This window comes from Streptomyces sp. NPDC006259, from assembly GCF_042870975.1.
GTDB lineage: Bacteria > Actinomycetota > Actinomycetes > Streptomycetales > Streptomycetaceae > Streptomyces.
Genome location: NZ_JBIAHY010000001.1, coordinates 61417 through 73712, shown reverse-complemented (window position 1 = coordinate 73712; position 12296 = coordinate 61417). Strand labels below are relative to the sequence as shown.

Genomic DNA, 12296 nt, shown 5'->3' with positions numbered 1-12296 from the left:
AGGGCACATGGCGGTGTTCGTCGCGCTCGGCGCGTTCCTGATGACGTTGGCCGGCGGCTGGACGGCGCAGCGCGTGACCGACCGCCGCCACCTGGTGCTGGGCCTGGCCGGAGGCCTGATGCTGGGGGTGGTCGGCCTGGACCTGCTGCCGGAGGCCCTGGAGGCGGCCGGCTCGGAGGTCTTCGGGGTGCCCGCCGCCCTGCTGCTGTTCGTGGCGGGCTTTCTCCTCGCCCATCTGGTGGAACGTCTGCTGGCCCACCTCCCCCGCTCTCGACTTCGCTCGAGCGGGGGGACCCCCATGGCCTCGCACGGCGCCGGCGAACACAACGGCCGCCGCCCCGAGGTGGGCCTCACGGCGGCCGCGGCGATGGTCGGTCACAGCGCCATGGACGGCGTCGCGATCGGCGCGGCCTTCCAGGTGGGCGGCGGCATGGGCACGGCCGTCGCGCTGGCGGTCATCGCCCACGACTTCGCGGACGGCTTCAACACGTACACCATCACCAGCCTGTACGGGAACGCCCGCCGCAGAGCACTGACCATGCTGTTCGCGGACGCCGCCGCACCGGTCGTCGGCGCCGCCTCCACGGCGTTCGTCACCATCCCCGAACCACTGCTCGGCGCCTACCTCGGCTTCTTCGCCGGCGCGCTCCTCTACCTGGCGGCGGCCGAGATCCTCCCCGAGGCCCACCACGAACACCCCGCCCGCTCCACGGTCCTGTGCACGATCGCGGGCGCGGCCTTCATCTGGCTGGTGGTGGGCCTGGCGGAGTGAGCCGCCGACGGCGGGCCGCGGGTGGGTGGCGCCGACCGGGCTGCCGGTGGGCTGGTGCCGGGTGGCGACGGGCATGGTGCGGATGGGCTGCGGGTGGGCGTCGACGACCGGGCCGCGGGTGGGCTGCGGGTGGGCGTCGGCGACCGGGCCGCGGATGGGCTGCGGGTGGGCGTCGGCGACCGGGCCGCCGGTGGGCTCGTGTCGGGTGGCGACGATCGAGCCGTCGGTGGGCTGGTGCCGGGCACCGGTGGGGGAGCCCGATGCCGGCCGACGGTGGGGGCCGACGAGCGAGCCGCGGGTGGGCTGCGGGTGGGCGTCGACGACCGGGCCGCGGATGGGCCGCGGGTGGGTGGCGCCGACCGGGCCGTCGGCGGGCTCGTGTCGGGTGGCTACGGGTGCGCCCGCGGCCGCCCCGTGGCCGGACCGGGGGGCCGAGTTCGCGGTCGGCTGCCGGCGGGGTCCGGTGGCCGGGTCCGCGGTCGGCTGCCGGCCGGTGTCGAGGGGCGCGCCCCCGGTCGGCCGGGGAGCGGCGGCGGCCGGCCGCCGCGTCGCGGGGTCTCTCACAGCTTGCCGCCTCTTCCGCCGTCGCGGCGGGCCGGGGCGATGAGGGTGGAGAGGTAGGGGAGGGGCTCCCCGTCCAGCTCGGCGGCGGGGCGGATGGACTCCTCGGAGAGGCCGAGCGCCGAACCCCACACCGCGTCCGCCAGCCGCCCGGTCTCGCGCAGCGCCTCGGCGACCTCGGCGGCCTGCCGGCCGAACTTGTAGGCGACGACGGTGCCGGGACCGGCCAGCGCGTCCTTCAGCACCGCCGACCCCGCCGTCACCGGCACCAGCGTCAGCGGCTCGGTCCCCTCGGTCAGTACGGCGCCCGACCGCGCCGCGAGATCCTGCATGGCGGTGATCCCGGGCACGGTCTCCACGACGGTGCCCGGCACCAGCTCCCCGATGGTCTGGGCGAGATACGTGAACGTCGAGTACACGTTGGGATCGCCGATCGTGGCGAAGGCGACGGAGCCGTACTGCCCGAGCAGCTGCGCCACCCGCTCCCCGGCGGCGTCCCACGCGGCCTCCCGCCAGGCCCGGTCGGACCGCTCGTTCAGCGCGAACACCACCTGGACGACCTTCTCCTCGGGCACGTAGTGGAGCACCGTCGTCTCGGCGCGCCCCCGCTCCACGCCCGCCGTCCCGTCGGCCGCGGCCATCACCGGGACGACGACCACGTCGGCGGCCCGCAGAGCGTTGACGCCCTTCACGGTCACCAGCTCCGGATCCCCGGGACCGACCCCGACTCCGATCAGCCTGCTGCTCATGACGTCCGGCACCTCTCCACGAACCGACGGGCCACACCGGGCGACGACGCCCAGTGCGTGTGCAGATAACTCGCGTGCACACCGCGTTCCACAAAGCCTTCGACCCGCTTCACGGGAGCGAGGACCCCCCAGGCGGGAGCCGTCCCGGCGCCCGGTTCGACGACGGTGCGGTGGAACTCGTGCCCCCGCATCCGGGTCCCCGCCCCGGCGAGCACGCTGTCGCCCACCGCGACGGCGTCCCGGTACCCGAGGGTGAGCCGCTCCGTCATCCGGGCGGTGGCGTCGAGCACCCCGCACATGGGCAGCCCGTCCAGCTCACGGCAGAGATAGAGCAGGCCCGCACACTCGGCGGCGACGGGCGCCCCGCTCTCCGCCAGCGCGGCGACCTCCTTGCGGAGCCCCTCGTTCGCGGACAGTTCGGCGGCGTACACCTCGGGAAACCCGCCCCCGACGACCAACCCGTCCGTCCCCGGCGGGAGTCGTTCGTCCCGCAGCGGATCGAAGGTGACCACCTCGGCCCCGGCGGCGGCGAGCAGCTCACCGTGCTCGGCGTAGGAGAAGGTGAACGCGGCCCCGCCGGCGACCGCGACGACGGGCGCCGGCTGCCCGGCCGACCGGGCCGGACGGTCGTGGGTGGGCGACGCCGCGGCCTCGGAAGCGTCCCAGGCCGCACCCGACAACGCGCCGGCCCCCCGGGCCAACGCCAGCAGCCCCTCCAGATCACAACCGTCGGAGACCTGCGCGGCCATCGCCGCGACCGCCGCCACCGCGGCGGCCCCCCGCTCGGCCACCGGCACCAGCCCCAGATGCCGTGACGGCGTCTCCACCGGTGCGGCCCGCCGCAGCGCGCCCAGCACCGGCACCCCCACCGACTCCAGCGCCTCCCGCAGCAACGCCTCGTGCCGGTCCGAGGCGACCTTGTTGAGGATCACGCCCCCGATCCGCACCTCCGGGTCCCAGGACACGAACCCGTGCACCAGCGCCGCCACCGACCGCGACTGCGACGACGCGTCCACGACCAGCACCACCGGCGCCCGCAGCACCTTCGCCACCTGCGCCGTGGACGCCAGCTCACCCTGCCCCGCGGCCCCGTCGTACAGCCCCATCACCCCCTCGACGACGGCGATGTCACACCCCCGCGCCCCGTGCAGGAACAGCGGTGCGACCAGCTCGGGACCGCACAGGTACGCGTCGAGGTTGCGCCCCACCCGCCCGGTGGCGAGCGCGTGGTACCCGGGGTCGATGTAGTCCGGCCCGACCTTGTGCGGGGACACGGCGAGCCCCCGCGCGGCGAGCGCGGCCATCAGCCCCGTGGCGACGGTGGTCTTGCCGCTGCCCGACGAGGGCGCGGCGATGACCAGCCGTGGGACGGAGGACGTCACCACTCGATGCCCCTCTGCCCCTTCTGCCCCACGTCCATGGGGTGCTTGACCTTGGACATGTCGGTCACCAGGTCCGCGAACCCCACCAGCTTCTCGGGCGCGTTCCGCCCGGTGATCACGACGTGCTGGTTCCCCGGCCGCTCCCGCAGCACGGACACGACCTCGTCGGTGTCGATCCACCCCCAGTGCAGGGGGTAGGCGAACTCGTCCAGCACGTACAGCTGGTACGTCTGCGCGGCGAGGTCCCGCTTGACCTGCTCCCAGCCCTCGCGGGCCTTCTCCTCGTTGTCCATCTGCGAGTCCCGCTGCACCCAGGACCAGCCCTCGCCCATCTTGTGCCAGACGACGGACCCGCCCTCGCCGGAGTCCCCGAGCACCCGCAGCGCCCGCTCCTCGCCGACCTTCCACTTCGCCGACTTGACGAACTGGAACACCCCGACGGGCCAACCCTGGTTCCAGGCCCGCAGCGCGAGCCCGAACGCGGCGGTGGACTTGCCCTTGCCGACCCCGGTGTGCACGATCACCAGCGGCCGGTTGCGCCGCTGACGCGTCGTCAGTCCGTCGTCCGGTACGACACTCGGCTGTCCCTGCGGCATTACGCGGCCCTCCTCGAAGTTCCCTGCACGTCCCTGACCAGCCCGGCGATCGAGTCCGCCCGCAGCTCGTCGAGCGTGACGGCGCTGCCGCCCAGCTCGCCCGCGAGCTGCCCGGCGAGCCCCAGCCGTACGGGCCCCGACTCGCAGTCCACGACCACGGAGGCGATCCCGTCGGCCGCGAACAGCCGGGCCGCGCGCCCGGCGAGGGCGACGGGCTCCGGGCCGCCGGTCGCCCGGCCGTCCGTCACCACGACGACCAGCGCCCGCCGGGCGGAGTCCCGCAGCCGCTCCACCCGCAGCACGTCGTGCGCCCTGAGCAGCCCCGCCGCGAGCGGCGTCCGCCCCCCGGTCGGCAGCGACTCCAGGCGTACGGCCGCCGCGTCCACGGACGAGGTCGGCGGCAGCGCCACGTCGGCGGCCGACCCGCGGAACGTCACCAGCCCCACCTTGTCCCGCCGCTGATAGGCGTCGAGCAGCAGCGACAGCACGGCACCCTTGACCGCGCCCATCCGCTGCCGGGCCGCCATGGACCCGGACGCGTCGACGACGAACAGCACGAGGTTCCCCTCGCGCCCCTCCCGTGTCGCCTGCCGCAGATCGTCCCGGCGGACGACGAGACCGCGCCCGGAGCGTCCGCGCGCCCGCTGGTGAGGCGCCGCCGCCTGCACGGTCGCCGCCAGGTGCAGCTTGGTCAGCGCCCCGCGCGGCCGCCGGGCCCCGGTGGTCCGCCCGTGCTCGGTCCGGGCCCGCGAGCGTCGCCCGGCGGCGCCCTCGCCGAGGCCGGGCACGCTCAGCACCTTCGTCCGGAAGGGCTCGGCGGCACGCGCGGGCTGCTGCTCACCGGCGCCGCCCCCCGAGGTCTGCGGCTCACCGCTCTCCCCGGCCTCGGGACGCGCCCCGGTGTCACCGTCCTCGGGCCCCTCCGACGGCGGCTGCCCGCCACCCCCGTCACCGCCGCCCGGCCCGTCCGGGCCGGGATCGGGGTCGGGGTCCTCGTCGTCGGAGCCGCCGAACTCCTCCAGCGTCTCGTCGAGCTTGTCCTCGTCGAGGCCCGGCGCGTCGAAGGGATTGCGGCGCCGCCGGTGCGGCAGCGCCAGCAGCGCCGCCTGCCGGACGTCCTCCGCGAGCACGTCGGTCCGCCCCGCCCAGGCCGCCAGCGCCGTCGCCGTCCGCGCCATCACGATGTCGGCCCGCATGCCGTCCACCTCGAACGCGGCACAGGTCGCCGCGATCTGGCGCAGCGCCGCGTCGCCCAGCCGCACCGACGGCAGCAGGGTCCGAGCCGCCACGATCCGCGCCCGTAGGGAGGTCTCCTCGTCCTCCCACCGCGCGGCGAAGCCGGCCGGGTCGTCGTCGTGGGCGAGCCGCCGCCGCACGACCTCCACGCGCTGGTCGGGCTCGCGCGAGGCGGCGACCTCGACGGTCAGGCCGAACCGGTCGAGCAACTGCGGCCGCAGCTCGCCCTCTTCCGGGTTCATGGTGCCGACCAGCAGGAACTTCGACGCGTGCCGTACGGAGACACCCTCGCGCTCGACGTACGACGCGCCCATCGCCGCCGCGTCCAGCAGCAGGTCCACCAGGTGGTCGTGGAGGAGGTTGACCTCGTCGACGTACAGGATCCCGCGGTGCGCGTCGGCCAGCAGGCCGGGCTCGAAGGCCTTCACGCCCTCCGACAGGGCCCGCTCGATGTCCAGCGCGCCGACCAGCCGGTCCTCGGAGGCGCCGACCGGCAACTCGACCATCCGCGCGGGCCGTTCGACGCCCGCCCCCGGCTCGTGCGGCCCGTCCGGGCACGCGGGGTCGGGATGGGCGGGGTCGCAGGAGAAACGGCATCCCGGGACGACGGGAACCGCCGGCAGCAGCACCGAGAGGGCGCGTACCGCCGTCGACTTGGCGGTGCCCTTCTCGCCGCGCACCAGCACTCCGCCGACCGCCGGGGACACGGCGTTCAGCAGCAGCGCGAGCCGCAGGTCGTCCTGGCCGACGACGGCCGTGAACGGGAACGGGGTACTCACTGGTCGTCGCCCTCCAAGTCGCCTTCCAGCTCCAGGTAGGTGGCCCGGAGCCGCTCGATCGTGTCCGCGTCGGGCTCGGCCCACAGTCCGCGCTCGGCGGCCTCCAGGAGCCGCTCGGTGATGCCGCGCAGGGCCCACGGGTTGGACTTCTTCATGAAGTCCCGGTTCTCCGCGTCGAAGACGTACTCGGCGCTGAGCTTCTCGTACATCCAGTCGTCGACCACGCCCGCGGTGGCGTCGTAGCCGAAGAGGTAGTCGACGGTCGCCGCCATCTCGAAGGCGCCCTTGTAGCCGTGCCGCCGCATCGCGGCCATCCAGCGCGGATTGACCACCCGCGCGCGGAACACCCGGTGGGTCTCCTCGCCCAGCGTGCGGGTCTTCACCTGGTCTGGGGTGGCCGAGTCGCCGACGTACGCCTCGGGGGAGGCGCCCGTCAGGTGGCGGACCATGGCGACCATGCCGCCGTGGTACTGGAAGTAGTCGTCGGCGTCGACGAGGTCGTGCTCGCGCGTGTCGACGTTCTTCGCGGCGACGGCGATCCGCCTGAACGCGGTCTCCATGTCGCCGCGGGCCGCCCGCCCGTCGAGCCCCCGCCCGTAGGCGTAACCGCCCCACACCGCGTACACCTCGGCGAGGTCGGCGTCCGAGCGCCAGTTGCGGGCGTCGATCAGCGGCAGCAGCCCGGCGCCGTACGCGCCCGGCTTGGAGCCGAAGACGCGGGCCGTCGCCCGGCGCCGGTCGCCGTGCTCGGCGGTGTCCTCGTCCGCGTGCGCCTTCACGTAGTTCACGTCGGCGCTCTCGTCCAGGTCGGCCACCGTCCGCACCGCGTCGTCGATCAGCCCGACGACGTGCGGGAAGGCGTCCCGGAAGAACCCGGAGATGCGGACCGTGACGTCGATGCGGGGCCGGCCCAGCTCGGCGGCGGGCACGACCTCGAAGCCGGTCACCCGTCGCGAGGCGTCGTCCCACACCGGCCGGCAGCCCAGCAGCGCGAGGATCTCCGCGATGTCGTCGCCCTGGGTGCGCATGGCGGACGTGCCCCACACGGTGAGGCCCACCGACTTCGGGTACTCGCCGGTGTCCTGGAGGTACCGCTGCACGAGCGAGTCGGCGAGGGCCTGCCCGACCTCCCAGCTCAGCCGGGACGGGATGGCCTTGGGGTCGACCGAGTAGAAGTTGCGGCCGGTCGGCAGGACGTTGACCAGCCCGCGCGTCGGCGAGCCGGACGGACCGGCCGGGACGTAGCCGCCGTCCAGGGCCTTGAGGATGTGCCCGATCTCGTCGGTGGTCCTCGCCAGCCGGGGCACGACCTCGGTGCAGGCGAACTCCACCACCGCGACCGCGTCGGGCAGTTCGGTGCCCAGGACCTCTCCGACGAGCGCGCGGCTCTCGCCGGCCGCCCATCCCCGCGCCTCCATGCCCTCCGCGATCCGCCGGCACAACTGCTCCAGCAGGTCGATCGCGTCGGCGGCCGAGCGGGACGGCCCCGCCACGAGGTCCGTCAGCTCCACCGGGACCTTGACCGGCGCCCCCGGCTCGGCGAGCAACTCCTTCTCGACCAGCCCGAAGTGTTCCGCCAGGCAGGCCCGCAGGCCGGGCAGCGCGTTCGCCTGCCCGCCCCACACCTGCGAGGCCCGCAGCACGGCCAGCACCAGGTTCACGCGCGGTTCGCCGACCGGACCGCCGCCGAGGATGTGGAGGCCGTCGCGGATCTGCACGTCCTTGATCTCGCACAGATAGCCGTCGATGTGCATGACGAACTCGTCGAACGCCTCGTCGTCCGGCTGGTCGTCCACGTGCAGGTCGTGGTGGAGTTCGGCCGCCTTCACCAGTGTCCAGATCTGTGCCCGCACGGCCGGCGCCTTCGTCGGGTCCAGGTCGGACACGAGCGCGTACTCGTCGAGGAGCTGCTCCAGCTTGGCCAGGTCCCCGTAGGTGTCGGCGCGCGCCATCGGCGGCACCAGGTGGTCGACGACGGTGGCGTGCCCGCGCCGCTTGGCCTGCGTGCCCTCGCCGGGGTCGTTCACGATGAACGGGTAGATCAGCGGGAGTTCGCCGAGGACGGCGTCGGGGGCGCAGCCGCGGCTGAGCCCCAGCCCCTTGCCCGGCAGCCACTCCATCGTGCCGTGCTTGCCCATGTGGACGATCGCGTCGGCGCCGAAACTGTTCTCCAGCCACCGGTAGGCCGCCATGTAGTGGTGCGAGGGCGGCATGTCCGGGTCGTGGTAGATGGCGATCGGGTTCTCGCCGAAGCCGCGCGGCGGCTGGATCATCACGACCACGTTCCCGAACTGCAGGGATGCCAGCACGATGTCGTCGCCGTCGACGTAGAGGCCGCCCGGCGGCTCGCCCCACGCGTCCAGCATGCCCTGCCGGAGATCCGGGTCGAGCCTGTCGAACCAGGCCCGGTAGTCGGCCAGCGGCACCCGCGCGGGCGCGGCGGCGAGCTGCTCCTCGGTGAGCCATTCGACGTCGTGGCCGCCGGCGGCGATCAGCCGGTGGATCAACTCGTCGCCGTTGTCGGGGTAGTCGGTGAGCGAGTAGCCGGCTCCGGCGAGGGCGTCCAGGACCCGGATCGCCGAGGCGGGCGTGTCGAGGCCGACCGCGTTGCCGACCCGGGAGTGCTTGGTCGGGTAGGCGGTGAAGACGAGGGCGAGCTTCTTCCCGGCGTTCGCCTTGTGCCTCAACCGGGCGTGCCGTACGGCGATCCCGGCGACGCGCGCGGCCCGCTCGGGGTCGGCGACGTACACCGGAACGTCGTCCGGGCCCTGTTCCTTGAAGGAGAACGGGACGGTGATCAGCCGCCCGTCGAACTCCGGGATCGCGACCTGCATCGCCGCGTCCATGGGGGAGAGGGCGGCGTCGGAGGCGTCCCAGGCGGCCTTCGACGAGGTCAGGCACAGGCCCTGCAACACCGGCACGTTCAGGTCGGCGAGGGCCCCGATGTCCCAGGCCTCCTCGTCGCCCCCGGCCGAGGCCTGCGAGGCGTGCGTGCCGCCCGCGGCGAGGACGGTGGCGACCAGGGTGTCGGCCGCGCCGAGGATCTCGTACAGACCGGGGTCGGCGTCGCGCAGCGAACCGCAGTACACCGGCAGGGCGTTGGATCCGGTGGCCTCGATCGCGTCGCACAGCGTGTCCACGAAAGCGGTGTTGCCGCTCAGTTCGTGGGCGCGGTAGAAGAGCACACCGACGGTCGGACGGCCGTCCCGGAGCACCCTTTCCCCGTGCACGCCGTATCCGGGCATCGTGCGCGGCTCCTCGAACCCCTCACCGGTCAGCAGGACGGTGTCGGAGAGGAACCGCGCCAGCTCGGTGAGGTTGGCGGGCCCGCCCTCCACGAGGTACCTGAGCGCCTCCGCGACCACACCGGCGGGCACGGACGACTCGGCCATCAACTCGGCGTCGGGCACGGCCTCCCCGCCGAGCAGCACCGTGGGGATGCCCGCCGCCCTCAGCGCGGCGAGCCCGTCCTCCCAGGCCCGCTTCCCGCCGAGCAGCCGTACGACGGCGACGTCCGCGCCCTCGATCAGGCCGGGCAGCTCCTCCGCCACGTCCACGCGGGTCGGATTGCCGATCCGGTACGAGGCGCCGGTGGCGGCCCGTGCCGCCAGCAGATCGGTGTCGGCGGTCGACAACAACAACACTGTGCTCATACGGGCGCTCCCGGTGGAATGAAAGGCAGTCCTTGCGGCGCGCCCGACTCGATGAGCCGCCACAGCGCGTCCGTGTCCGCGTGCTGTTCGATCAGGTCGCCGAGCCGGTCGAGCTGCTCCTCGCGCAGCGCGGCGAACGAGGTGTCGGCGGCCGGCACGAAACGGCGGCCCGCGGCGGCCGCCACCTCCCGCAGGAACGCCCGGCGGAAACCGTCCGACTCCAGTGAGCCGTGCCAGTGGGTGCCCCAGGTCTGACCGACCCGGCAGCCGTCCAGGCTGTTGCCCAGGCCGTCGGAGATGAACGCCTCGCCCCCGCTGACGTCGGCGACCCCGTGATGGATCTCGTACCCCTCGACACGCTCGCCGAGGGCCTCGCCGACGGGCCGGGTGAGCGTCTTCTCGCGCGCGAACCGCACCCGGACGGGCAGCACTCCGAGCCCGTCGACATGGCCCTGCCGGCTCTCGACCTCGTCCTCGATGTGTTCGCCGAGGATCTGGAAGCCGCCGCAGACGCCGAGGACCGGCCGGCCTTCGGCGGCTCTGCGCCGCAGTGCCTCCGCCAGTCCGCGCTCCCGCAGCCACTCCAGCGCCCGGACCGTCCCCCGGGTCCCCGGCACGATGACCAGATCGGCGTCGGCCAGCTCCTCGGGTCGGTCCACGAACCGGACGACGACGCCCGGTTCGGCGGCCAGCGCGTCCACGTCGGTGAAGTTGGACATGAGCGGGACGGCGCACACGGCGACCCGCAGCACGTCCTCGCCGACGGGCGGGGAGACGTTCGACTCCCGGACGGTCCCGCGCAGCGACACCCGCAGCCCGTCCTCCTCGTCGATCCCCAGCCCGTGCCGGAACGGCAGCACCCCGTAGGTCCGTCGCCCGGTGAGCCCGTGCAGCATCTCCAGGCCGGGCTCCAGCAGCGAGACGTCACCGCGGAACTTGTTCACCAGGAACCCGGCGACCAGCTCCTGGTCCTGCGGCGAGAGCAGCGCGACGGTCCCGAAGAAGGAGGCGAAGACGCCGCCGCGGTCGATGTCGCCGACGACGAGCACGGGGAGCCGCGCGTTGCGGGCGATGCCCATGTTCACGATGTCGGTCCGCCGCAGGTTGATCTCGGCGGGACTGCCCGCCCCCTCACAGATCACCGCGTCATACGTGCCCCGCAACTCGGCGAGACAGTCGAGAACGGTGCCGAGGAGTTCGCGCTGCCGCCCTCCGTGATAGCCGCGCGCGCTCATCTCACCGACCGGCTTGCCGAGCAGCACGACCTGGCTGCTCCGCTCGCCGCCCGGCTTGAGCAGCACCGGGTTCATCAGCGCGGTCGGCTCGACCCGGCAGGCCTGCGCCTGCATGGCCTGCGCCCGCCCGATCTCGGCGCCCTCACGGGTCACGAACGAATTGAGGGACATGTTCTGCGCCTTGAAGGGCGCGACCCGGACCCCCTGCCGCACCAGCCACCGGCAGATCCCGGCCGTGACGACGCTCTTGCCGGCGTCGGAGGTGGTGCCGGCGACGAGGAGACCCCCACTCATGACGTACGCCCCTTCGCTCCCGCGGCGACGGCGCGCGCGGTGATGACGCGCGCGGCGACCGTGACGCCGAGCGCGAGCAGGCCGACCCGGCGGGAGAGCCGCGCGGCACGTTCGATGTCGTGGGGCTCGACGGGCCGCCCCCGCTCCCCGTTCAGCACGGGCCGGTGCTCGACCCGCCCGCCGTACGACAGCGTCCCGCCGAGCCGCACCCCGAGGGCACCGGCGAACGACGCCTCCACGGGACCGGCGTTGGGGCTGGGATGCCGGTGCGCGTCGGCCCGCCAGGCCCGCACCGCCCCCCGGGGATCGTCCCCGGCGACGGCGGCGAGTACGGCGGTCAGCCGCGCCCCGGGCCATCCGGCGGCGTCGTCCAGCCGGGCGGACGCCCACCCGAACCGACGGTGGCGCGGCGACCGGTGGCCGACCATGGCGTCCAGGGTGTTCACGGCCCGGAACCCGAGCAGCCCCGGCACCCCGCCGACGGCCCCCCACACGAGGGCGCCCACGACCGCGTCGGAGGTGTTCTCGGCGACGGACTCGACGACCGCGCGGGCGACCGCGTCGGCGTCCAGAGCCTGCGGGTCCCGCCCGCACAGATGCGGCAGCCTCGCCCGCGCGCCCTCGATGTCCCCCGCCTCCAGGGCCCGTCCGACGGTCCGGGCCTCGCGCACCAGCGAGGTCCCGCCGACGACGGCCCAGGCGGCGGCGCCGGTCAGCGCGACGGAGGCGGCGGGGGAGCGGCGTACGGCACGGGTGGCGGCGGCCCCGAGAGCGACGGCGCCGCCGGCGCACACGGCGGTGTACAGCGCGCCCCACCCGCGGTGGTCCCGCCACAGCACCCGCTCGACGGCGGCAGCGGCCCGCCCGAACAGGGCGACCGGATGGCCCCGGCGCGGATCGCCGAGGATCAGGTCCCCCAGGAGGCCGGCGGCGGCACCGTACGCGTAGCGGCGATCGGCACCCACCGGCTCAGCCGGCCGACGGGTCGGGCAGCGACCTGGTGGCGGACCTGGAACGGCAGCCGAGCATGGCGATATGT

Annotated in this window: 8 protein-coding genes; 1 reads left to right on the top strand and 7 read right to left on the bottom strand. The window is 74.5% G+C overall.

Annotated elements, in window-relative coordinates; all coding sequences use genetic code 11:
* Nucleotides 1-7 precede the first annotated feature (7 nt).
* On the top strand, nt 8-772 hold the full coding sequence (locus ACFYO5_RS00355) for a ZIP family metal transporter (protein WP_388702552.1): 765 nt from the start codon (nt 8-10) through the stop codon (nt 770-772).
* Between the two features lie 560 nt (nt 773-1332).
* On the opposite strand, the gene cobI is transcribed toward ACFYO5_RS00355, so the two are convergent.
* From cobI to ACFYO5_RS00320, 7 genes are read right to left on the bottom strand one after another with little or no spacing between them, the layout of a single operon-like run.
* Entirely contained in the window at nt 1333-2082 is a 750-nt protein-coding gene (gene cobI / locus ACFYO5_RS00350) for a precorrin-2 C(20)-methyltransferase (protein ID WP_388702550.1), read from the bottom strand.
* The gene (locus ACFYO5_RS00345; protein WP_388702548.1) at nt 2079-3464 is read right to left on the bottom strand and encodes a cobyrinate a,c-diamide synthase; all 1386 of its coding nucleotides are present in this window, start codon (nt 3462-3464) and stop codon (nt 2079-2081) included. The genes cobI and ACFYO5_RS00345 overlap by 4 nt, the downstream gene beginning before the upstream one ends.
* Nucleotides 3461-4060 carry a cob(I)yrinic acid a,c-diamide adenosyltransferase gene (gene cobO, locus ACFYO5_RS00340; protein ID WP_388702546.1) on the bottom strand — a complete coding sequence of 200 codons (600 nt, stop codon included), beginning with the start codon at nt 4058-4060 and terminating at the stop codon, nt 3461-3463. Before cobO ends, ACFYO5_RS00345 begins: the two co-directional genes overlap by 4 nt.
* Complete coding sequence (locus ACFYO5_RS00335) at nt 4060-6075, bottom strand: putative cobaltochelatase (protein WP_388702544.1); 2016 nt, start codon at nt 6073-6075, stop codon at nt 4060-4062. The genes cobO and ACFYO5_RS00335 overlap by 1 nt, the downstream gene beginning before the upstream one ends.
* A complete protein-coding gene (gene cobN, locus ACFYO5_RS00330) occupies nt 6072-9728 on the bottom strand; it encodes a cobaltochelatase subunit CobN (RefSeq protein ID WP_388702542.1) in 3657 nt (1218 codons plus the stop codon). The genes ACFYO5_RS00335 and cobN overlap by 4 nt, the downstream gene beginning before the upstream one ends.
* A complete protein-coding gene (locus ACFYO5_RS00325; protein ID WP_356568172.1) occupies nt 9725-11257 on the bottom strand; it encodes a cobyric acid synthase in 1533 nt (510 codons plus the stop codon). The genes cobN and ACFYO5_RS00325 overlap by 4 nt, the downstream gene beginning before the upstream one ends.
* Nucleotides 11254-12222, bottom strand: a complete 969-nt coding sequence (locus ACFYO5_RS00320; protein ID WP_388702541.1) for a cobalamin biosynthesis protein — start codon at nt 12220-12222, stop codon at nt 11254-11256. The genes ACFYO5_RS00325 and ACFYO5_RS00320 overlap by 4 nt, the downstream gene beginning before the upstream one ends.
* Nucleotides 12223-12296 lie beyond the last annotated feature (74 nt).